20 protein-coding genes and 3 pseudogenes are annotated in these 21,412 nt (G+C 63.2%); 19 read left to right on the top strand and 4 right to left on the bottom strand.

Features of this window, described 5'->3' with window-relative positions; all coding sequences use genetic code 11:
• Positions 1–96: 96 nt before the first annotated feature.
• The 19 genes and pseudogenes from HPY64_16940 to HPY64_16850 all read left to right on the top strand — a co-directional run bounded on the left by HPY64_16940 (position 97) and on the right by HPY64_16850 (position 17,215).
• A pseudogene (locus tag HPY64_16940) lies at positions 97–1,146 on the top strand (baseplate assembly protein V).
• Positions 1,147–1,158: 12 nt separating this feature from the next.
• Positions 1,159–1,533 carry a hypothetical protein gene (locus HPY64_16935; GenBank protein ID NPV68818.1) on the top strand — a complete coding sequence of 125 codons (375 nt, stop codon included), beginning with the start codon at positions 1,159–1,161 and terminating at the stop codon, positions 1,531–1,533.
• Entirely contained in the window at positions 1,530–1,793 is a 264-nt protein-coding gene (locus tag HPY64_16930; GenBank protein ID NPV68817.1) for a PAAR domain-containing protein, read from the top strand. Before HPY64_16935 ends, HPY64_16930 begins: the two co-directional genes overlap by 4 nt.
• 10 nt (positions 1,794–1,803) lie before the next feature.
• On the top strand, positions 1,804–2,112 hold the full coding sequence (locus HPY64_16925) for a hypothetical protein (GenBank protein NPV68816.1): 309 nt from the start codon (positions 1,804–1,806) through the stop codon (positions 2,110–2,112).
• Positions 2,109–3,119 carry a hypothetical protein gene (locus HPY64_16920; GenBank protein ID NPV68815.1) on the top strand — a complete coding sequence of 337 codons (1,011 nt, stop codon included), beginning with the start codon at positions 2,109–2,111 and terminating at the stop codon, positions 3,117–3,119. The genes HPY64_16925 and HPY64_16920 overlap by 4 nt, the downstream gene beginning before the upstream one ends.
• A gap of 12 nt (positions 3,120–3,131) precedes the next feature.
• Positions 3,132–4,022: a hypothetical protein gene (locus HPY64_16915; protein ID NPV68814.1), complete on the top strand. Its 891-nt coding sequence runs from the start codon at positions 3,132–3,134 to the stop codon at positions 4,020–4,022.
• Positions 4,022–4,939 carry a GPW/gp25 family protein gene (locus HPY64_16910; GenBank protein NPV68813.1) on the top strand — a complete coding sequence of 306 codons (918 nt, stop codon included), beginning with the start codon at positions 4,022–4,024 and terminating at the stop codon, positions 4,937–4,939. Before HPY64_16915 ends, HPY64_16910 begins: the two co-directional genes overlap by 1 nt.
• Before the next feature lie 99 nt (positions 4,940–5,038).
• Positions 5,039–6,448, top strand: coding sequence for a baseplate J protein (locus HPY64_16905; GenBank protein NPV68812.1), 1,410 nt, complete (start codon positions 5,039–5,041; stop codon positions 6,446–6,448).
• Complete coding sequence (locus HPY64_16900) at positions 6,448–8,022, top strand: phage tail protein (protein ID NPV68811.1); 1,575 nt, start codon at positions 6,448–6,450, stop codon at positions 8,020–8,022. Before HPY64_16905 ends, HPY64_16900 begins: the two co-directional genes overlap by 1 nt.
• Positions 8,023–8,032: 10 nt before the next feature.
• Complete coding sequence (locus HPY64_16895; GenBank protein ID NPV68810.1) at positions 8,033–8,626, top strand: hypothetical protein; 594 nt, start codon at positions 8,033–8,035, stop codon at positions 8,624–8,626.
• Positions 8,627–8,636: 10 nt separating this feature from the next.
• Entirely contained in the window at positions 8,637–9,626 is a 990-nt protein-coding gene (locus tag HPY64_16890; protein NPV68809.1) for a hypothetical protein, read from the top strand.
• Positions 9,627–9,748: 122 nt separating this feature from the next.
• Complete coding sequence (locus HPY64_16885) at positions 9,749–10,210, top strand: hypothetical protein (GenBank protein ID NPV68808.1); 462 nt, start codon at positions 9,749–9,751, stop codon at positions 10,208–10,210.
• Positions 10,211–10,222: 12 nt separating this feature from the next.
• Positions 10,223–10,756: a hypothetical protein gene (locus HPY64_16880; protein ID NPV68807.1), complete on the top strand. Its 534-nt coding sequence runs from the start codon at positions 10,223–10,225 to the stop codon at positions 10,754–10,756.
• Between the two features lie 15 nt (positions 10,757–10,771).
• Positions 10,772–14,320, top strand: a complete 3,549-nt coding sequence (locus HPY64_16875; protein ID NPV68806.1) for a DUF4815 domain-containing protein — start codon at positions 10,772–10,774, stop codon at positions 14,318–14,320.
• A gap of 12 nt (positions 14,321–14,332) precedes the next feature.
• On the top strand, positions 14,333–14,590 hold the full coding sequence (locus HPY64_16870) for a VrlD (GenBank protein ID NPV68805.1): 258 nt from the start codon (positions 14,333–14,335) through the stop codon (positions 14,588–14,590).
• Positions 14,591–14,839: 249 nt separating this feature from the next.
• Positions 14,840–15,802, top strand: coding sequence for an amidoligase family protein (locus tag HPY64_16865; GenBank protein ID NPV68804.1), 963 nt, complete (start codon positions 14,840–14,842; stop codon positions 15,800–15,802).
• A gap of 11 nt (positions 15,803–15,813) precedes the next feature.
• Positions 15,814–16,335, top strand: a complete 522-nt coding sequence (locus HPY64_16860; GenBank protein ID NPV68803.1) for a DUF5049 domain-containing protein — start codon at positions 15,814–15,816, stop codon at positions 16,333–16,335.
• Positions 16,336–16,349: 14 nt separating this feature from the next.
• Positions 16,350–16,751, top strand: a pseudogene (locus HPY64_16855) (hypothetical protein).
• Positions 16,752–16,810: 59 nt separating this feature from the next.
• Positions 16,811–17,215, top strand: coding sequence for a lysozyme (locus tag HPY64_16850; protein NPV68802.1), 405 nt, complete (start codon positions 16,811–16,813; stop codon positions 17,213–17,215).
• An 81-nt stretch (positions 17,216–17,296) separates the two neighbouring features.
• Here the strand turns inward: HPY64_16850 and HPY64_16845 are convergent, their stop codons facing one another.
• The 4 genes and pseudogenes from HPY64_16845 to HPY64_16830 form a co-directional block, all read right to left on the bottom strand.
• Positions 17,297–18,451, bottom strand: coding sequence for a PDZ domain-containing protein (locus HPY64_16845; GenBank protein NPV68801.1), 1,155 nt, complete (start codon positions 18,449–18,451; stop codon positions 17,297–17,299).
• Between the two features lie 23 nt (positions 18,452–18,474).
• Positions 18,475–19,440, bottom strand: coding sequence for a M48 family metalloprotease (locus HPY64_16840; protein NPV68800.1), 966 nt, complete (start codon positions 19,438–19,440; stop codon positions 18,475–18,477).
• A 7-nt stretch (positions 19,441–19,447) separates the two neighbouring features.
• Positions 19,448–19,918, bottom strand: a complete 471-nt coding sequence (locus HPY64_16835) for a phosphate-starvation-inducible PsiE family protein (GenBank protein NPV68799.1) — start codon at positions 19,916–19,918, stop codon at positions 19,448–19,450.
• 185 nt (positions 19,919–20,103) lie between these two features.
• Positions 20,104–21,312 (bottom strand): annotated as a pseudogene (locus HPY64_16830) (EAL domain-containing protein).
• Positions 21,313–21,412: the final 100 nt, after the last annotated feature.

The raw sequence follows: 21,412 nt of genomic DNA, 5'->3' as shown, positions 1-21,412 counted from the left end.
TGGGCGTGCCTCTGTGGAAAAGGCAGGTCATGTATTGGGCGGTTCGCCTGGGCGGCTGGCTGGCCTGGGACACCAGTCGAAAACGGGAGACGGAGCATGCTTGAAACCCGCGACCGTCAATCCGAGTAGCGCTACCGCAACCGCTGGTACGGCAAGTACCGGGCCTTCGTGCGCGACAACAACGACCCCGAACGCCTTGGCCGGGTCCGGCTGGAGATCCCCGCCGTGCTCGGCAGCGGGCGGGAGAACTGGTCCGAATGGGCCGCTCCCTGTTTCCCCTACGGCGGCAACGACGATACCGGCATGTTCCTGGTCCCCGAGGAAGGTGCCTCGGTCTGGGCCGAGTTCGAGGGCGGCGTCGTCCAGTATCCGATCTGGACCGGGGTCTGGTTGGCCAGGAGCAATCCCGGCGAGCAGCCCGAGGAATCCAAGCGCACCTGCGCGAATGCCTTCTGCCATGACTGCGAGGACAAGGTCGAGCATCAGGCCAACCGGCATGACGATCTCGAACACAAGAAGTACCACGGCCATCCGCCGTATTACTGCCCGCGCCTGAAGGTCCTGCTCAAGACCGAAACCGGCCACACCATCCTGGCCGATGACCGCGACGGCGACGAGCTGCTGCGGATCATCGACCGCGCCGGACAGATCCTCACCATGGAAGGGAAGGTGAAGCCGGAAATGCAGAGCGGCAACGCCCTGCGGCGCGGCACGAAGGACGCCGAGAAAGGCGACCAGCTCGACATCGCCTCGCAGATCGTCGGCTCCCGCGCCCGCATCCAGCTCACCGACCTCTGTCGCCAGCAGGTGATCCTCGAAGCCTGGCAGGACAAGGAGAAGGTCCACATCCTCTCGTGCGACAAGGGCCGCTCCCGCTGGCAGAAGATCCTCATCGATACCACTAAGGGCCGGGAGAAGGTTCACATCTGGGGACTCAACGGCACTCAGGAAATTCTCGTCGATTCCACCGCCGCCGCCGAACAGATCCGGCTCACCGACAAGGCCGGTCAGGTGGTGCGCATGAACGCCGCGCCCGGTCAGGAGAGCATCAGCGCCACCGACAAGTCCGGCAGCCTCGTGTTCATGGATGGGGTGGCCGGAAACATCATCATTCGCTCGACGAACACTGTCTTGATCAACACCTGAAGGAAGCATCGCATGGGAGAAAGAACAACAACGCCCTCCGGACTTTCGGCCAGCGAGGAATTGCTGGCCCGGACCTTCGATCATTGGCGGGAGGAATTCCGCAGCATCCTCGAAAGTCACCGCCGGGAAATCCAGGATCGTCTCGAGAAGATCGAGCGCGAAATCGAGAAGAAATCGGACAAGGAAAACGTCGAGGTGCTGGTCCGCTCGATCTATTCCGATCTGCACCGGCACGCCGAGGAGATCGACCGGCTGCATGCCCGGGTCGGCTCCAAGATGGGGACCGAGACCATGTGGAAGATCGTCGGCCTAGTATTGACCATCGGCAGCACCATCGGCGGACTCGTCGGCTTTCTGATCCATCTGTTGCTGAAGGTGAACCCATGAGCTCCCAGGCGCGACTCGGCGACATCAGCAGTCACGGCGGCGTCATCATCACCGGGGCGAGCCGGACGCTGGACAACGGCATGCCGGTCGCCCGCATGGGTGATCTGCACGTCTGTCCCATCCCTGGGCATGGCGTGACGCCCATTGTGACCGGCAGCTTCGACACCATCACCGAAGGATTGCCCAACGCCCGCATCGGCGACATCACCGCCTGCGGAGCCATCATCGTCACCGGCAGTCCCGACACCATCGACAACTGAGGGGGCCGCCATGAACAATCTCGAACAGCCGCAGGAACCGCAATACTGGGAAGTCTTCCCGAAACTGATCCGGGTCTCGCGATCCCCATTCGTCCAGCGCATTCCGCTCTCGATCCGTGGTCTACCCGAAGCGCCGGTGTTCGAATCGTCCAATCCCGACGTGGCCAGTGTCGATGAGGACGGCAATGTCGAGTGCGGCTTCGTTCCCGGGGCGGCCATGATCCTGGTCTGGGATTCGCCCGAGCGGCTCAGCCTGCGTCACGTCCAGGTCGAGGTCTATGGCGGCGGCGTCTCCGCACCGGTGGAGGTTCCTTCATGACGGATACCGCGTCAGCCTATAACCACTGGGAGGTACAGCCTCGCTCCATTCGGCTCTCCGCTGGCGAGTTCGAGCAACGGGTTCCGCTCTCCCTGCGCGGCGACGTGGACGCCCCGGTCTTTGCCTCCAGCAACCCGGAGGTCGCGGAGATCGGGCCGGACGGTGTCGTTCGCTGCGGCTGGACCATCGGCAATGCCGTGCTCATGGTCTGGCGATCCTCGGTCCGGGACAGCCTCCGTCATGTACTGGTGGAGGTTCGCGATCCGTCCTGGTTCGCCGACCATCCGGACTTTGCCAGCGGAGCATCGGTCTTCCTCAGCGGCATGGTGGTCAACGCCCTCAACACCAGCGGTGTCGGCAACACGCTGATCGAATTCCGCCGCTCGGAAACCGGCCCGGCGGCGTTCCAGACCTTTGCCAACGCCTATGGCAGGTTCGAGCTGTCCGTGCCCGAGGGATTCTATTACGTGGAGGTCACCGCGCCGGGATACATCGCCTGGCATGGCTGGGTGAACGCCGACCCCAACACCTCCGGCGACATCCAGATCGTTCTCTCGCCCGAACTCGACGGCCAGGTCGCCCGCATCGTGTTGCAGTGGGGGCTCAACCCCCGGGATCTTGATTCCCATCTCACCGGACCGACGCCATCGGGCGACCGCTTCCATGTGTTCTATTCCCACACCATCGAAAACGAGGCGGCGGAATTGGACGTGGACGACACCAGTTCCTACGGGCCGGAGACCATCACCATCCATCGGCTCATCCCCGGCGTCTACCGTTACGCGGTCCACGACTACACCAACCGCAACGCCAATCCGAGTACCGGCCTGGCGCAGTCCGGAGCATCGGTGAAGGTATTCCTGAGCGATGGCCGTGAGCAGACCTTCACCGTTCCCAACGCCCCGGGCACGGTCTGGACTGTCTTCGAAATCGACGGCACGACCGGGACAGTGACGCCGGTCAACGCCATGAGCTATCAATCCCAACCCGCCAACGTCGGCATGTAACGGAGGCTGTCCATGATTTCCGAAGAACCCGCCGACTTGCAGGCCACCATCGAACAGACCGATTCCGGAGAACAGCAGTATGTGCTACGGGCGCTCTGCGATCACCTGTCCGGCATCCGTGAGGAGCTTTCCGGCATCCGCACGCTGCTGGAGGCCGGTCACGCCGCCTCGGAGGCGATGCGTGGCCAGGCCCAGGCCTATCTTGAGGCCCAGCAGGCCAGGACCCAGGAGTACCTGGAGCAGGTACAGATCGAGCCGGAGCCCGATTTTTATCCCTTTGTCGAACTGCCTGCGGGCACCGAACCCAGGGATCTGCCGGACGGCAACCGGCTCTTCACCTTGCCCGACGGCATGATCCTGCGGACCACGGATGACCAGCGAATCTGCGTTATCGACGCAGGGGAACAGCACGTCGTCACCCCCGGACCCGGCACGGCCATCGAGGTCGCCCCGGGACGCCTTTACACCCTGGCCGAGTCCTATCTGCGTTCGACCCAGGAGGCGGCCGGTGTCAGCGGACTGCCTGCCGGGATCGAGCCGACCGCCATGGGCGCGGAACGCTTCGCGGTGGATCTACCCGAGGGCATCCGTCTCGACGTCGATCACCGGGAGCGGTTCATCACCCTCATCAATCCGGCCGGACCTATCGACATCATCGGCATCGGCCGCATCGAGGGCATCGGCGAAACCATCGCTGTCCGTCTGCTCTCCGGCGGAGCCAAAGGATTCCAGTGCGGCCAGTCCGACCACGGCGGGCTGATCGAGGCGGACGGAACCATCCATCTGGGACTCAAGAGCGGTCTAGATCTGGTGGTCCGGTTCCAGGGAGAAGCCATCGACGACGGCGCACCGGAAAATGGCTGCTCGGGACAGTGCGGCCTCGACTGCGAGGAGCGTAACTGATGAGCTACGACTTTCTCGGCAAGGGGCTGCGTTACCCGTTCCGGTTTCAGTCGGTATCCGGCGGCACCCAGGTCTCGACCGCCACCTCGCGGGAGCACGAGCATATCCGCGAAAGCATCCTGCAGATCCTCGGCACCCGGATCGGCGAACGGTTCATGAATCCGGAGTTCGGCTCCCGGCTGAAGGATCTGGTGTTCGAACAGAACGACGAGGTGCTCAAGGGCCTGCTGCGCCATTACGTGATCGACGCCATCAAGCGCTGGGAAAAGCGGGTGATCATCACGGAGGTACACTTCGACGACCGGCCGCTGAACATCGACGGCAACCTGCTACTGGTGCATATCGCCTACCGGGTGATCCAGAGCCAGGTGGACGGCAACCTGGTCTATCCCTTCTACAGAGAAGACCCGAACAATCCCGCGCCCAGCTATCCCCAGCCGGAGCCCGAGCCAGAACCGCCGCCGGTGCGCAGCGTGCGCCTGTCGCCGGACGTGCGCACGCTGTTCAATCTGCTCTGGTTCGACGCGGCCGAGATGAGCCCCGATCCGGACGACTCCTTGATCTGGCCAGCCGGGGAATACGAAGTCGCCTACATCGAGGGAGCCTTTCAGGACCGCAACGGCAAGTGGATCGTCAGCGATCCGGGTGACAACCACGGCCATTACCTGACGTTCGAGGGAGCGCCAGAAACAGAAGCGCCCCAGGCCGAGCACGCCCTCTATCTGGCCGCGAGCGGTCTAGGCTTCGACACCCAGAGCCAGGCGGAAGACAACGCCGCTGGCACCGTTCACCGGATCACCACGTTGGAGCCGGGCCGCATCGGTCTGTTCTATTTCGAGGGCAAGAAGGAATCCCACTACCTCAACAACACATCCGGGCAGCCCAATCCCGTCTGGCAACTGCGCGGCCCGCTCTGAGGCATCCCGCCTCCGACACATCCAGGCCCCTTCCGGTAAGTAACCGGCGTGGCGAGAGCATCAGGCGCTCTCGCATAACCGCCGAAAACCGGAGAGACCATGGGCCGCGCAAGCATCGGATACATCAACAAGGATTACGAATCGATCCGTCAGGAGCTGCTGGCGAAGATCCCGCAGCTCACCGACCGCTGGACCGATTTCAACCACTCCGATCTCGGCGTCGTCCTGCTCGATCTGTTCTGCGGCGTGGGCGACATGCTGGCCTACTACCTGGACGCCCAGGCGGCCGAGGCCTTTCTGCCCACGGCCCGCCAGCGCCAGAACGTCATCAACCTCTGCAAGCTCATCGGCTACCGGCTGGATTCGCCGGTGGCCTCCACCACCACGCTGCGTTTCCGGCTCTCCGCCCCGCTCGGCAAGGATCTGACCATTCCGGCGGGAACGGCCTGCCGCGCCTTGCTGAGTGACGGCGAGGCGGATTTCGAGACGGTCGAGGACGGCCTGCTCCCGCGAGGCCTACTCTCGGTGGACATCCCGGCCCGGCAAGGCGTGCGCCGCACCGAGACCTTCACTTCGACGGGGCTGCCATTCCAGCGCATCCGCCTGACCGGCGACGTCATCGCCCAGGGCACCATCACCGTTACGGTGGGGGACGACGCCTGGAGCGAGGTCGATCACTTCCAGGACAGCCTGGCCGACAGCCGCCATTTCATGGCCGACCTGGACGCCCTCGACATCTCCACCCTGATTTTCGGCGACGGACAAAGCGGCGCTGTACCCGCTCAGGGAAGCGCCATCGCCGTCAGCTATCTGCAGACCATCGGGGACCAGGGCAATCTCGGTCCGAACCGGATCACCCAACTGCTGAGCCCGGTCTACCTGAACGGCGGCCAGGTCTCCCTGACCGCCACCAACCCGGTACCCGCCACCGGCGGCGCTTCGCGGGAAGCCCTCGAACACGCCCGCCGACAGGCACCGGCGGAGCTGCGCAGTCTCTGGAAAGCCGTCACCCTGGAGGATTACCAGGCGCTCGCCGAAGGTTACCCAGGCGTCGCCAAGGCCAAGGTGCTCGACACCAATGCCTGTCAGAACATCCGCTATTACAACGTTCAACTGGCCATCGCCCCCAACGGCGGCGGAATGCCCTCGGCGCTGCTCAAGCGGGACCTCGCCGAGTTTCTCGAACGCCGCAAGGTCATCACGGTCGAGATCAACCTGTTCGACCCGATCTATCGGCCCGTTTCCATCGACGCCGAGGTCTACATCTGGCCCGGTGAACCGCTGGAAAACGTGCGCAGCCGCATCGAAACCGCGCTCACCGATTTCTTTTCCTTTGACCAAGTCTCCTTCGGTCAGACCATTCACTTCTCCGACCTGGTGGCGCTGATCGATGGCGTGCGTGGCGTCAGCCACATGCATCTCTACGCGCCCCAGCAGGACATCGAGCTGCGCCACGGCGAAATCCCGGTTCTCGGCAGTGTCAACCTCGATCTGCGGAGGGCCGGTTGATGTCGGATTGGTTCAAGGACAATCTGCTCGGCCTGCTGCCGCCGCTTTACGAGCACAACGACGAGGCCGGTGACCTGCGCACCTTTCTGAGCCTTCCCGCCGGAACGCTGGACGAGCTCAAGCAGGCCATCGACGACTTCCCGACCATCTTCGATGTGGATCATTGCGACGAGCGCTTTCTGCCGCTGCTGGCAAGGCTCGTCGGCCTCGAAGTGGACGGCACCTGTTCGCCAGACTGCCAGCGCCGCCGCGTGCGGGAGGCGGTCGAAATCTATCGCCGCAAGGGCACCATTCCGGCCATCGAACGCGACTTTAACGCGCTCGGTTGGCAGGGGGAACTCCAGGAGACCTTCCGCTCGGCGCTGCGTCTCAATGCCCGCTCCCGACTCAGCAACGCCAAGCTGCCCGGGCTGGTGTTCAGCCTCGGCGTGTTTCGCGTGCTGTGTCTCAACCAGACCGAGGGGCTGCGCGACGCCCTGGTGTTTCACCACCCGGCGGGCACGCGCTGTTTCTGGCTCCAGTTCCTCCTGGAATGGATCGAAGGCGGCGCGATGCTCGACTTCGGGCATGCCAACGCCGTGCGACGGATCGTGCTGGCGTTTCTCGACGAGACCTTCGTCCTTAGCCGCTCCTCGCTCGGTTCCTGCCGTCACCTGACCAACAAGCAGAGGGCCTGGGAGCTGCTGCAACTCACCAGTACCACGGAGATGCTCCCGGAAATCGACCGGGCCACCGTGAAGGTCTCCCGTTTTCACGGCAGCCAGAACCGGATGCGCCTGAACCACAAGGCCCTCAACGACTGGCGGCTTCCGTACACCCGCGTCGGCGAGGATCGGGTTTCCTTCTGTACGCCCATCTACACCGGCCGCGACTTCGAAGGGGATGTGCTGGAAAGCGGCTTCGGGCTCGGCGAAAGCCATCTCAACCGCAAATCGCTGACCCATGGCGAGACCGAGCTGCGCTACTGCTTTCGGCAGAAGGACTTCTTTTTCGACACGCAGGCGGAACCGGTCGAACGGGCGGAAGCCAAGTACGACCTGCGCCTGCCTCTGGAATCTCGGCACCGCCTCTGTTTCCAACTTGGCCGCGCCAGGCTCAACGAAGGTCTCGATCTCACCGCCAACCAGGGCGGCATCAGCAATCTGCTGCTCGCCTCCACCGCTGGCTGCGACGCGGACGTCACCCTGGCCGTCGACCGGATCGACCGATGGCGGCGGAGAGGGCCTGTGTTCCGGCTCAACGCGAACACCCTGAACACCCGGTATCTGAGCAATGCGAATCTGACCGGCGAACGGGCCTCGCTTGAAGTCTACGTGGACACGGGCTCTCTCCAGCGCCATCGGGTCGAGACCATGAAGCTGGGCGCGAGCCCGCTCAATACCACCGGCCTGCGCCTTTCCGTGGACCGGACCCGCCCGATGCGCGTGAGCCGCATGCGCCTCAACCAGGCCGGATTCCGCTGGTCGCGGCCGTCCTACCGCTGGCTGTTCCGTCAGCAGGATCTGCATGCGCCGACGCAGGCCGGGTTCGAGGCCGCCACCAACAACTATCGCGCCACCCAGTGGCCCACCTGAAGGAGAACCCATGGCGATTCACCTCTATCTTGACGAAGCGCTGACTCAGCAGATTTCCGAGGGGGATTTCAGCCGCCCCGAGGCCGAGAGCTACAACGGCACCGACGGCGACATCAAGGATCGGCAGCTCTACGTCGCCAACGAGCAGACGAGCCTCCCCTCGGCCATCGACGCGACGCAGACCTCCATCGCCCTGGCCGAACCGCGCTTTGCCGACGGCGAACTCATCATCATCGACGGCGAGCAGATGCTCGTCGAAAGCGGCGGCGGCACCGCCAATCTCACCGTGCAGCGGGGCGTGGCCAACACCGCTGCGACCGCGCACGACGCTGGGACGACCGTCTATTCCGGCTACGACTACACCGGGCTGGTGCTCGATCCCATCGACGAAACCGGCACCGACGAAGCGGTCTGGTACCGGCTGGCCCTGACCCAGGCCGGACTCGACACCGCCACTCAGGGCGCACCGCTCAATCTCGGTGACAAGGCCTTCCAGCAGACGCTGTCTTTCTGGCGGCGTTGCACCGTGCTCCCGGGCACGCCGGTGCAAAACAAACTCGACATCAAGCTGCGCCTGACCGGCACGGAAAACCCAATTCTCTAAGGAGGCCGCCATGGCATACCACAGCATTCAAGGACTCGCCCACGGTCGGCTCGACCTGCTCAATCAACTGCGGACCTTCCTGGTGACCACCACCGGCTGGACCCTGCACGACGACCAGTCGGCCGACCCGCAGCCGTATTTCGTCTTCAAGTCGCACGGGGAATCCGGGGCCGAGGACGTCTATCTGCAGTTCCGTATCAGCACCACCTCCGGGCGGATTCACGTCGCGGCATTCCAGTATTGGGACGCGGCTACCCACACCGGCGTCAACGAGGCGTCGCACACCAGTTACACCTACCTGCGGGTGGAGGACAGCGCCGACTTCATCTTCTGGCTGTTCGCCGATCTCGACCACGTCTTCGTGGTGACCAAGCTCATCTCCACCTACTACGGCCATTACAGCGGACTGCTGAAACGGTTCTGGTCGGGGGCTGTCGCGCTCACACAGGCGGCGGTCACTGCAGGAAGCGGTGTGGTGCTTCAGGTCAACGACGCCACCGTAGTCACACCCGGACAAGACTATGTGATCAAGGACGACGCGGGCATCGAACGCGTACGAGTGAGCGCCATCGACACCGCCGTCACGCCAAACACCATCACCGTCGAAACCCTCGTTCGGGATTACGCCTCGGGGGCCAAGATCGGCGAGGACCCGCAGCCGGTCATCAACAGTTACTACAACGCGCCGGGCACCTTCTACGCCGTGAACAAGTTCGACGGCTGGACTTCCGCGTCCGGTCAGCAGGGTCGCTGCGGTGCGGCAAATGGCGGGCTCCAGGGCGAAACCGATCCGGAGATGCGCTACGGCACCACCATCCTCTTTCCCTGGCTCGCCTCGATGTCCGGCTCCGCCGCCTACCAGGAACTGCGCGGCGAACTCATCGAGATCTTCGCCGTGGGCGGCGGCAACGTCGCCTCTGAAGACACCATCCAGATCGGAACAGACAGCTACCGCGTGTTCAACCTGACCACCGGCGGCTGGTGCGCGGTGAAGGAGTAACGCCATGGCAACGCATAGCGGAAAGCTCAAATTCGTCACCACGATCACCGGCCAGCGACGCCCGGAAACGCTCCTGTCCATGAACCGTGGCCAGGCTCTCAAGCTCTGCGGGAGGATTCGCCGTGGCCGTGCATAAGGGACAACTGGCATCCATTACCACCCGCCGAGGCATCCGGCGGCCGGATCTGCTCGCCATCGGCGCGGCGCAACCCGGAGCGCTTTTCGAGCTGTTTTCCGGAGCACCGGCCAGGCGCACGGTGATGATCCGGGCCGACAGCGCGGTGCGGGTCGCCCATCGGCTCGAACGACGATCCGACCTCGCGCTTCGCGTGAACAACCGCCTGAACCGGAGCGCCGACCTGTGGCTCGTCGTCCATGGCCGTCTGGGCGTCGATGCCGTCGCGGCGGTGCGGGTGACGCGCCCCTGGCTGCGGAGCATCGACACCAGCTTCCGGACGTCCGGCGCACACATCAGCCGATCCGACACCGTTCAGCGCATCGCGATCCCGGCCGGGCTGCTGGCCGACACGAGCCAGATCCTGTTCGCGGTGCTCATCGATCAAGACCACGAAATTCAGACCTAAAGGAGAACAGCAATGGCACTGGGACTCATCGTTAAAACCGGCCGGATACTGACGGCCAAACTCCTCCTCGGCCAGGCCGTGGACGGCATCACCCACTGCGCCATCGGCGACGGGGATACAAGCTTCACCGACCCGCAGAATCCGCCCGCGCCGGACATCGGCCAGACCGGGCTCAGAAACGAACGCGCCCGCAAGCGCTACTACAAGCGAACCTTCCTCAAGGAGGACGCCGAAGGGGCGCTGTTGGTCAACGGCGTGCGCTACCTCGAAACCGGCGAGGAGACCAACACCATCGGCATCTTCTTCCGCTTCGACGAGGCGGAGGCCAACGGCATCACCATCCGCGAATACGGCTTCTTCGGCGGCGACGTGCAGTACACGGTCAGCGTCACCGGGGATCTCGCCATGGGCGGCGTGTTCCATCAGGACACCAACCCGACCGGCGAGGTGCTGCGCCCGGGCTACCTGTACGAGGTGAAGAACATTCCCGACTTCAACAAGATTTCCGACACCCGCGTGGAGCTGGTCGGGATCATCAAGATCTAACTGGAGGATTCAAACATGAGCATCTCACGCGAGACATTCGACCCGACCAAGAACTACAAGCGCATCCGCTACCATCAGGATCGCGACCTGCTGGATTCCGAACTCAACGAACAGCAGGACATCATCAACCTGGAGCGGCGCAAGATCGCCGACATCCTGTTCAAGGAAGGCTCCATCATCATGGGCCTCGAGGTCAGCGCGGCCGCCAACGTCCTGACCCTGGCCCCGGGCGTGGTCTACATCGACGGCCATCTGGAACAGGTGAGCGGCGCGACCCTGACCTATGATCCGGCCACCGCCAGCGGAGCCGATTACGTTTACGTGGAGCTGCTGAAGTACAACTACGGCTACACCCAGGACCCGGCCCTGATCAATCCGGCCACCGGCGAGCCCACCGCCGAGCGGGAAAAATGGGTTCTCTCTCTCAAGGCGACGGATACCAGCGGCCAGACGCTGCCCAACAACCTGGCCGAGCGTCGGGTGATCCCGATCTACAAGTTCGAGCGCGAGAGCGGAGACGTCACGCCCACGGTGCAGGAGAAGTCCAACCTCTACCTGCGGGATCTGTTGGGCACGCTGCCGGGCAGTCGGATCACCGTCTCCTCGATCACCGAGGATCAGCTCTCATTCGCCGCCGCCGAGGGGCTCAATTCCCTGATTCAGAACCTGGCCGAGCGCACCTTCGACCAGGCCGGAAGCTACCTGGTGCGTGGCTTCGACACCTTTATCGGCGGCGTCGACGACGACAGCGTGGAGGCGATCACCAACGCCGGACGCGCCTACATCCAGGGCTTCCGCCATCAGCGCGATCTGCCCACCTCGACCCTGGTGCCCAAATCCATCGCCACCAAGTCGGTGCGCGGCGAGCAGAAGACCTTCGACATCAACAAGCGCCGCTATCCGGTCAACTCCACGCCGCTCAAGGAGACGACCCAGGTGGAGGCCATCGTCGAGATCACCCGCAACGTCACTCGGGGCTCGGTGGGCGGCGGCGAAGACCTGCTCGACCCCAATCCGGTGGTGGACATCCTCGAGGTCAGCCAGGGGGCGACCATCTTCCAGGAAGGCGTGGATTGGCAGCAGTCGGGCAACCATGTCGACTGGCTCGGCTCCGGCAACGAACCGGCCATCGGCACCACCTACACGGTGCGCTGGACCTACACCAAGCAGATGATCAAGGGCACCGACTACGTGGACAGCGGCTGGTTCGGACAGGCCAACCATCCGGCGGCCGGAAACTACTTCTATCTGGTGACCGCCTACAACGCCACCGGCGAGACGGCCTTCAACGCCGCTGCGGTCATTGCCCGGGCCACCGCAGCCGGGGAGATGAACAAGCTCTCCTGGCTGCCGGTCAGCGGCGCGACCGGCTATCGCGTCTACCGGGCCTCCACAAACGGCGCACGCACAGACTACAAGCGTCTGATGGAGCTGGGCAGTGAGGCGCTCTCCTACGTCGACGACGGCGTCGAGGAGATCGGCACCGCTTCGCCTCCGGCCACCAACACGGCCGGACTCACCATGTCGCCGGTTCAGCTCGAGCTGGGCAACCTCAACGTGATCAATTTCGGGCGCGGCAGCCTCGGCGATCAGCCGGTGAACGGCTCCAACTGCAGCCTGGACTATGACTATTACCTCGGCCGCCGCGACATCGTTTACGCCACCACCACCGAGATCAAGCGGCTGGAAGGGGCTCCTGCGGATTTCCCGAAGCTGCCCATCGTCCCGGAAAACGCCCTGGGGCTGTGTAGTATCGATTGCCCGCCCAACTCCACCGACATGGAGATCCGCAACTTCGGCCTGACCCGCATCACCATGGACCAGATCCACGACATCATTCAGGACGTCGAGGACCTGAAGTACAACGATGCCCAGTACCAGATGAACAACGAGCTGCAGAACCGGGACGCCCAGACCAAAAAAGGCATCTACTCGGACGACTTCTCGAACACCGCCCAGTCGGACATCTACCACGCCGAATGGGACGCCCGGGTCAACGAGATCGCCCGTTTCGTCGCGCCGGACCGCATTCCGCACTCCACGGTGCTCTCGGTCGATCAGGCGGGCAGCAACGCCAGCTTCTTCGGCAGTCTGGCGCTGCTGCCGGGCAACGAGACCGTCCTGGTGGAGCAGAACGACTGGTCCGAGGAGCGCAACATCAACCCCTACGCCGTGTTCGACAAGCCCCCGGCCATGCTGCAGATCACGCCCAACCTCGGGCGGCGCGGCCAGACCGGCATCGCCGTCACCGGCATCAACTTCACCCCGAGCAAGTCCGGCATCGTGCTGCGCTGCGACGGCCAGGTGATGGCCAGCAACCTGATCAGCGACGAGGCCGGTCGGGTCAGCGCCTCCTTCACCATTCCGACCAACGCCCGCAACGGCAACCGGATCGTGGAGATGGCCGATGGCGTCTACTCGGCCCGGGCCAGCCTGCAGATCAACGATCCGCTGGTCATTACCCGCATCGAGCGCATCATCGAAAACCGCATCATCCGCGTGCCCGTGGTGCAGGTGGTCTGGCGCACCCAGACCATCTTCGTGCCCCGCGATCCGCTGGCCCAGACTTTCAGCTTCACCCAAAACCAGGTGATCTCCAGCATCGGACTGCAGTTCACCGCCAGGGACCCGAGCATCCCGGTCACGGTGCAGATTCGCGGCGTCACCACCGGTCTGCCCAACGGCGTGGTGTTCGCCGAGAAGGTGCTGGCCCCGAACGAGATCAGCCTGAGCGGCGAGACCCGCATTCGCTTCGACGACCCGTTCTACGCCGAGGCCAACACCAGCTATTCCGTCGTGCTGCTGACCAACAGCACCAATTACAAGGTCCGCACCGCCACTCTTGGCAAGATGGGCCGCTGGGGCATCATCACCCGGCAGACCTACATGGAAGGCGTGCTGCTGGAGAGCTCCAACGCCGAGACCTGGACGCCGCTCAACGGCTCCGACCTGGCGATGAAGATCTACGGCTACAACTTTCAATCCGAGGGCATGATCCGCTTCCAGCCGATCACCGGCGTGCAGTTCTCCGATATCAACCTCGACGAATACTCGGCCATCCCCCAGGGCACCGGCCTCGACTGGGAATACTCCACCGACGGCGGCGTGACCTGGGACGCCATGGTTCCCGCAGAGGAGGAGCGGCTGCCCAACCTCGCCACCCGGGTCCAGATCCGCGTGCGTCTGAGCAGCTCGCTTTCCAACGACACCCCGGCCATCAACTTCCGCGATGTCAACCTGGTGGGCTACCTCAACAAGACCACCGGGGCCTACCTGACCCGCGAGAACGAGCTGACCCAGGGCGTGGAGTCGACCAAGGCCTATGTGCAGATGCAAATCCCCAGCGGCACCACCCTGCAATGGTTCGCCAGCAACGACGGCGGCCTGACCTGGGAGGCGATGACCATCCAGGACACCCGGCCCATCGACGAGAGCTGGACCGAGTACACCCTGGTGCGCACCTTCACCGACAACACCGGCAACAAGGTCCGCTACAAGGCCGAAATGACCGGCACGCCGCTGATCTACCCGCGCATCCATTCGCTGGGCGCGACCCTGAGCTAAGGAGGCACAGCCATGATCGTTCGACGCAAAGGCGGCCTGACCGAGTTCATCCCCACGCCGCAAGAGAAGCGCGATGGCCTGATCCGCGACCACGCCCTGGGCCTGCTGGAGAATCTGCACCAGCGCCTGGCGCGGCTGGAACGGGCGTCAAAGCTCCCGGCCACCGAAGCGGAGGCCTTCACGGCGCTGCTGGCGCGGATGCGGGCCGACGAGTCGCGCAACCTCGAGCTGCACGCCAGCCTGATCACCTCTGATACCGCTTCCGGCTGACCGGCTCACTGCCACCACCAACCCAGAAACCCCGGATACGGCCAGCCCGTTCCGGGGTTTCTGCCGCCTGTGCGCCGCCCAATCCAGCCAAGTTCTCAAGTCATTGAAAATAAAGGTGTTAAATGTCGGCTTCGGCTGTTCTTCTACTTGATTTGTGTCCGGAAAGAAGCATTCATTCATGGTGTAAGCGGAGGCTAAAAAGCCTTGCCTGACAACGACTTAGAAGCGCCATGAACGACGGAGGCACGCATGAACCTGAAAGAGATCCACTACGGGATCGAGATCGAGACCGTAAAACGCACCCGGGAGCAAATCGCCTGGGCCATTCACTCGGTGGTGGGCGGCACGGTCCGCCATGTCGGCATCCCCAGCAGCTACGACCCCTGGGAGGTCGAGGACCTGCGCGGCCGCGTCTGGAAGGTAGTGGGGGACGCCTCCCTGACCAGCGTCCCGGCCCATCTGCGGGCCGAGGTGGTCAGCCCGGTGCTCGGCTACGACGACATCCCGCAACTGCAGGAGGTGGTCCGGGCCATCCGCCGCGCCGGGGGCAAGATCAACAGCCAGTGCGGCATCCACATCCATATCGACGCCGCGCCCTTCGACGGCAGGCACCTGGGCAACCTGGCCAAGATCATCTACAAGCAGGAGCCGCTGATCCTCCACGCCCTCGGCATCAGCCGCGACCGGCTCAACCGCTACACCCGGCCGGTCAGCGACGAGCTGATCCAGCGCATCGAACAGCATCGACCCCGCACCAAGGACCAGCTCAACCGCATCTGGTACGGCTACCACAACCGCCAGCCCCAGCACTACGACAACAGCCGCTATCACGGGGTCAACCTGCACAACGTCTGGTACCGGGGCACGGTGGAGTTCCGCTGGTTCGAGGCGACCCTTCACGCGGGGCGGATCAAGGCTTACCTGCAATTCTGCCTCGCCGTCGCAGCCAAGGCGCTCAACGGCCGGGCCGCCTCCAGCCGCAAGCGGGACTTCGATCCCCAGAGCGCCAAGTACGACTTCCGGGTCTTCCTGCTCCACCTCGGCCTGATCGGCGACGAGTTCAAGACCGCCCGCAAGCATCTGATGGCCAACATGCCCGGCGATGCCGCCTTCAAGAACGGACGGCCCAAACCGGAGGACGTCCTTCCGGACGAACCCGAAACCACCACTCTCACCAACGAGGCCGGGCAAGTTCCCGGCCTCACTGTTTAAGGAGGTGACCCATGAAGATTCTGATCCGCTCCACCACGCTGGACGGCGAACCGATCCCCGGCAGCGGGGAAACCCTGCAGGCCGCCGACTGCCTCGAAGTTGTCGAGCTGATGCGCGGCCAGACGCCATTTACCGCCAGCCGAGCGCCCCGGGACTACATGACCGAAGTGCTCTCCGGCATCGAAGGCGGGCCGACCCAGCCGTTGCCGGAAGACGCCGCCGCTGCGGCCGCCGAGTTTCTCACCCGTCTGGCCCGGCACGGCCTGATCGAGTTCCTGCCCGACGACAAGGCCAGCGACCACTGGCCGGAACGCTTCCTCGAAGCCCTGGAGACGGTGCGGCTCTCCGGACGCACCAACATGCTCGACCACCCGGAGGTGACCCGCCTGACCGCTGAGATGGGCTACCCGGATGTGGCTGAGTGGCTGGCGGACCACCGGCGCGAATACGCGACTTTCGTCCTCGAAGGGACGAGACCGCTCGGTAAGAACTTCGGCGGCAAGGAGGACCCGTCTCCATGTGCGGACAAGTAGGCATCATCTTCGGCCGCAAGGGCGAGCGCGGCCACGAGCTGGCCATGCAGGACAAGGCGCTGGAGTTCGAGAAGCTGCGCGGCGCCACCCGCATGGCTGAGATCAACGCCGCAGCCGATGCGGCCTGGAACAGCGGCGCCGTCGAGGCCTTGCGCGAGGCCGTCACCGCCCAGGGACGGCATTCCCGCGCCAAATGGGCCGATGCACTGTCCATTAGCGTGCGGCCGGTGATCACCTACTGGTTCATGGCGCTCTACTGCGCGGCCAAGACCGCCGCCTTCGTCGGCGCCGTCGATGCAGGCGTCGATTGGATGCCGGCCGTGCAGGCCGCCTGGACCGAAGCCGACCAAGCCCTGTGGGCCGGCGTGCTGAACTTCTGGTTCATCGGGCGCGTGTTCGACCGGGTGAGGCCATGAGCCAAATTCCCCAGGCAGCCATCGCCCTGGCCAAGCGCTTCGAGGGATTCGAGCGTAAGGTGAAGCGCGGAATCGAGATCACTGCCGTTCCCTATATCTGCCCAGCAGGGTTCTGGACGATTGGGTACGGTCATCTCTGCGATCCCAAGCATTCGCCGATCACGGAGGCAGAAGCTGAGGTCTATCTGGCGCGCGACCTGCAATCGGCACTCGCCGCGACGCTGCGCTACTGCCCGGTGCTGGCCACGGAGCCAGAAAGCAGGCTCGCTGCCATCGTGGATTTCACGTTCAACCTTGGCGCTGGGCGGTTGCAGACATCGACGCTGCGACGGCGCGTCAATCAGCGGGATTGGACTGCTGCGGGCCAGGAGCTGCGCCGGTGGGTCTATGGGGGTGGAAAGGTGCTGCCCGGGCTCCTCGCGCGACGAGAGGCTGAGATTTCCTTACTAGACACCAAAGTGTAGGGCATCGAGTTTCTGCGGCGCGAATACTTCATGCATCCCATCGTCATTCTTTGCCAGTCCCCAGATGCCCTCAACTCCAGATCAGATGCCAGGTTGCAACTCCACGCGCACTTCCCGTGGCTTACCGGCCCGCTCAACTGACAAGACCACAACATCTCCTACCTTTCGGTCGTCAAGCCGTGCGAGCAGCTTGGCGACATCGTCGACGGGAGCACCATCTATGCCTGTGATCCGGTCTCCCGGCACGATGCCTTCCGGGCCCACGGTAACACCGTTCAGCCCCGCCTTTTGTGCCGCTGAGCCAGGGGCGACACGGAGCACAAACACGCCTTGGGTACTGGTCAGTGCCTGCAATCGGCGGTTGAGCTGCTCGTCTACCTCGATCCCAAGCGCCGGACGGATGTATTTGCCGGTCTTGATGAGTTGTGGCACCACACGCATGACCGTGTCCACCGGCACGGCGAAGCCGATCCCAGCCGATGCACCGGAAGGGCTGTAGATCGCTGTGTTGATGCCGATCAGGCGGCCGGCCGAATCGAGCAACGGCCCACCCGAGTTGCCGGGGTTGATGGCGGCATCGGTTTGAATCAGGTGTTCGATGGTCACTCCGCCAGATTCCCCGGGCAGCGATCGATCGAGCGCGGACACGATGCCGTTGGTGAGTGTCCAATCCAGGCCGAAGGGGTTGCCGATGGCGAACACCTTTTGTCCCACCTTGAGGTCTGCGCTGGTGCCGACCGGAACGGCGGGCGGGCGCTGGAAACCGACGCCGATTTTGAGCACCGCGATATCGTGGGCCGGACTCACGCCGACCAGCGCGGCTTGGTAATCGCGGCCGTCGGCCAGTTTGACAGTGGCCTCCGACGCCCCCTGAATCACATGAAAGTTGGTAACGACATGACCGGCGTCATCCCAGATGAAACCCGAACCCGTCCCGCGCGGCACGGAAAAGACGTTGCGCGTCCAGACATCTCGTACCAGTTGGGACGTCGTGATGTAGACCACCGATGCCCGGGATTTCTCGAACAGTTCGATGGTGGCCTGTTCGTCAGCGGCCAGATCGCCACGCGGCGTGACGGTGCGCTCAGCGGCTTGGCGCGGGCTGAACCAGGCCTCGATGGCGGGCAGGAACTGCCAGAACAGCATGAGTGCGGCAACGCACGCAGTGATGAAGAGCCACCGCCGGACGAAATGATCCGGAGCTGGGCGTTGTGGGTAAGGATCGTGGTAAGCCATGGCGGGGGTTCCTTTCGAGTGATTTAGCGCCAAAGGCCGCTCAGGCCCCGGCGTGGCGGGCGCATCGGGGCGAACGACCTTGGCGCGAGATATTCCGTTTGGAACGGCAGGGCCTGCGATGGCTGAGGCGCCAACGCCATCAGGCGCGCGATACGATCCTCTGTCGCCGGATGCGTGCGCAACCAGGACGGTTCGGGATTCCCCCAGCCGGGCAACAACCAGGCTCGCCACGAGCGGCTCACCCGCTCGATCTTCGCCAGCGCCGAGGCGAGCCCGTGCGGATCTCCCGTCAGCTCTACTGCCATCCGGTCGGCATCGAACTCTCGCACACGTGACAGACCCAACTGTGCGAGCAGTGCCAGTTGCGGCGAAGCGGCCAACAACAGTAAGCCAATCCAGTTAATTTCTGCTGCACCGACCAGCAAGGCTGGCATGCTGATCAGGAGCGCGACCTGACCCAACAACGCCAGCAGGTTCGTGAGCCGGCTGATCGAATCGGCCAAGCCCATGACACGAAGATCTTCTTGAGCGATGTGCGCGACTTCATGCGCCAGCACGGCTTGCAGTTCGCGCATACTCAGGCTGCGGAGCAGGCCATCGGTGAGGGCAATGGAGGCAAGGCGCCTGGAGCCGGTGGCAAAGGCATTGACGATGTCGCTGGGCACATAGTACGGAACCGGCGTGTTCGGCAATCCTGCGCGAGCTGCGAGCGCTCGCAGCAACGACCAGATTGCGGGGGCTTCATCAGGGCGCAAGGGACGGGCGCCATACAGACGCAAGGTCATCGCGGAGGCGGCGACAGGTTCGATCAGCAGGGTCAATGCGCATGTTGCCAGTGCCAGCCAAAGGCCAATCTCGCCGAACAGCAGACTGCCAGCGGCAGCTGCGATCCCCACCAGGGTCAAAACCAGCAGCGCGGTTTGAAAGCGATTGAGCCAGCGGTGCCTCGACCTGGCATCGTGTCGGCCGACTAGACCATAGGGGGTCATGCCTCCATTACTCGCTCTTGCGGTCATCGCGTTCACGCATGAGCCAATAGGTCAGACCCAAGGCCAGTACCGTCCCCGCCAGCGCGGCCACTTTGACAGGATCAACGTCGGGTTCTAGGATGATGAACTTGCGGGCCAGTGCCAGGATCGCGATCAGAATGACGGTCTTGACCTGGATGATGCTTTCCTTGCGCAGAGCCACTTTGACGATCGAATGCTTAAATTCCATGGCGATCAGCAGCGTCATGGTGGCACCGAACACCAGCTGGAAAACCTTATGATCCAGTGGATTCAGCGCATCCATGACGAGCAGTGTGAACACCAGCCGAATCAACTGAATCAGCGAAATCACAATTACCAACGCGATGACGCCCGAAAGCGTGATGGCAACGACCTGCTCGAAGCGCTCGTAAACCGTCATCAACCGCCACTGGGAGCGTATCTCGTCAAGGGCCGTGTGGCCAGATTCTTTATTCATAAGCGTTGCGCTCTCTCTTTCAATGAAACGTTAATGGAACGGAGAGTCCGAGAAGACGACTCGATCACACCTGAATCACCGGGGCAATTGCGAAGCCACCCAGCGCATAATGCCCTGCGCGCCCGTGGCGCCGCCGATGGGTGGATCAGCCTCTTGCACGTCAACCCTTCGTCCCATGCATGGCATCAATCCGGCTTCTGGTCCGGCGGCAGCAATCCCAGCAGATCCGCCTGCAAATGTTGCAACTTGTCGATGCCAGCCCTCAATGCCTCGACACGGCCGGCATTTTTCATTTCACTCAGGGTGTGAGCCAACTGCTGGATGCTCTGATGCAGGACATCGACCTGATCATTGGGATCCTTGCCGAAGAACGTAGGGCGACCACTTTGATCCCGCCAGTATTGGAGTGTTTCGGATTGAGGAGGCACTTGGGCCTTACCTGACAGATAGTCGATCATCTGGGAAATCCAGACCCGGTGGTCAGCGTATGTGAACGGCACGGGCAGCGCGGAGCGACTGTCAGGTTTGAATCCCTTCCAGGATAAAGGTACCTGCCAGGTGTGTAGCCATTGCTCGAATTCATGCGCCGGCATCGGATGCCCGATGGCATAACCCTGGCCCCACTCGCATCCCAGACGCAGCAGCATTTCACCATGCTGAATGGATTCGACTCCCTCCGCGATGCAGTTCCTGCCAAACGACCTTGCCAGTGCCAGTAGCGCATCCAGGATGGCGATATCGTCCGGATCCTCGAGCATGTCGCGTATAAAACCTTGGTCGATCTTGAGCAGGTACGCGGGCAGGCGCTTCAGATAGGTCAGCGATGAATAGCCGCTGCCGAAATCGTCGAGGGCAAAACGCAATCCCATCCTCTCGCACAGCGCCATCAACTGAGACACTTGAACGAAGTCCTCCACGGCGCTGGTTTCGAGGATTTCCAGTTCAAGGTCTTGCGGCTGGACACCGGGATGTCGTGACAACATACCCCGTAGATGCATGATGAAGTCCGGTTGCAGCAAGTGCCGCGCACCGATATTCACGCTGATCGGGACATGAAGGCCGGCCTTGCGCCAAACTTCGATCTGGGTCAGCGCAGCCTCGATGGTCCATTTCCCCACGTCAATCCCGAGCGGATGATTCTCAATGAGGGGTAGGAAGGAGGCAGGAGATAACAAGCCACGCGCCGGATGTTGCCAGCGGATCAAGGCTTCGGCGCCCAGCACCTCACCGGTGCGCATGTTGACCTTAGGTTGGAAGTAAAGCAGAAACTGCCCATTGGCAAGTGCATTCTCTATGCTGTCCAATCCTTCGTGACGGGTGCGCAGCGTACGATCCTTCTCCGTATCGAAAACGTGATATCGATTCTTGAGACTGTGTCGTAATTGTAGGGCCTGGGAGTGGATTTTTATGGTTTAATAGGAATAAAAAATAGGCAAATCGGAAGGTTATGTGGTATAGTGTAGCCCTGAGAGCAGGAGGAAAAGGGCTATGGCT

It is taken from the genome of Anaerolineae bacterium (assembly GCA_013178165.1).
Taxonomy (GTDB): Bacteria; Chloroflexota; Anaerolineae; order Aggregatilineales; family Ch27; genus Ch27.
The sequence above is the reverse complement of the archived record's forward strand: the minus strand, read 5'-3'. Positions and strand labels throughout refer to the sequence as shown.

What these genes read in the sequence shown, in the direction of transcription:
- HPY64_16935 (NPV68818.1), top strand. Translation starts at nt 1,159, where the DNA reads ATGGGAGAAAGAACAACAACGCCCTCCGGACTTTCGGCCAGCGAGGAA.
- HPY64_16930 (NPV68817.1), top strand. Translation starts at nt 1,530, where the DNA reads ATGAGCTCCCAGGCGCGACTCGGCGACATCAGCAGTCACGGCGGCGTC.
- HPY64_16925 (NPV68816.1), top strand. Translation starts at nt 1,804, where the DNA reads ATGAACAATCTCGAACAGCCGCAGGAACCGCAATACTGGGAAGTCTTC.
- HPY64_16920 (NPV68815.1), top strand. Translation starts at nt 2,109, where the DNA reads ATGACGGATACCGCGTCAGCCTATAACCACTGGGAGGTACAGCCTCGC.
- HPY64_16915 (NPV68814.1), top strand. Translation starts at nt 3,132, where the DNA reads ATGATTTCCGAAGAACCCGCCGACTTGCAGGCCACCATCGAACAGACC.
- HPY64_16910 (NPV68813.1), top strand. Translation starts at nt 4,022, where the DNA reads ATGAGCTACGACTTTCTCGGCAAGGGGCTGCGTTACCCGTTCCGGTTT.
- HPY64_16905 (NPV68812.1), top strand. Translation starts at nt 5,039, where the DNA reads ATGGGCCGCGCAAGCATCGGATACATCAACAAGGATTACGAATCGATC.
- HPY64_16900 (NPV68811.1), top strand. Translation starts at nt 6,448, where the DNA reads ATGTCGGATTGGTTCAAGGACAATCTGCTCGGCCTGCTGCCGCCGCTT.
- HPY64_16895 (NPV68810.1), top strand. Translation starts at nt 8,033, where the DNA reads ATGGCGATTCACCTCTATCTTGACGAAGCGCTGACTCAGCAGATTTCC.
- HPY64_16890 (NPV68809.1), top strand. Translation starts at nt 8,637, where the DNA reads ATGGCATACCACAGCATTCAAGGACTCGCCCACGGTCGGCTCGACCTG.
- HPY64_16880 (NPV68807.1), top strand. Translation starts at nt 10,223, where the DNA reads ATGGCACTGGGACTCATCGTTAAAACCGGCCGGATACTGACGGCCAAA.
- HPY64_16875 (NPV68806.1), top strand. Translation starts at nt 10,772, where the DNA reads ATGAGCATCTCACGCGAGACATTCGACCCGACCAAGAACTACAAGCGC.
- HPY64_16870 (NPV68805.1), top strand. Translation starts at nt 14,333, where the DNA reads ATGATCGTTCGACGCAAAGGCGGCCTGACCGAGTTCATCCCCACGCCG.
- HPY64_16865 (NPV68804.1), top strand. Translation starts at nt 14,840, where the DNA reads ATGAACCTGAAAGAGATCCACTACGGGATCGAGATCGAGACCGTAAAA.
- HPY64_16860 (NPV68803.1), top strand. Translation starts at nt 15,814, where the DNA reads ATGAAGATTCTGATCCGCTCCACCACGCTGGACGGCGAACCGATCCCC.
- HPY64_16845 (NPV68801.1), bottom strand. Translation starts at nt 18,451, where the DNA reads ATGGCTTACCACGATCCTTACCCACAACGCCCAGCTCCGGATCATTTC.
- HPY64_16840 (NPV68800.1), bottom strand. Translation starts at nt 19,440, where the DNA reads ATGACCCCCTATGGTCTAGTCGGCCGACACGATGCCAGGTCGAGGCAC.
- HPY64_16835 (NPV68799.1), bottom strand. Translation starts at nt 19,918, where the DNA reads ATGAATAAAGAATCTGGCCACACGGCCCTTGACGAGATACGCTCCCAG.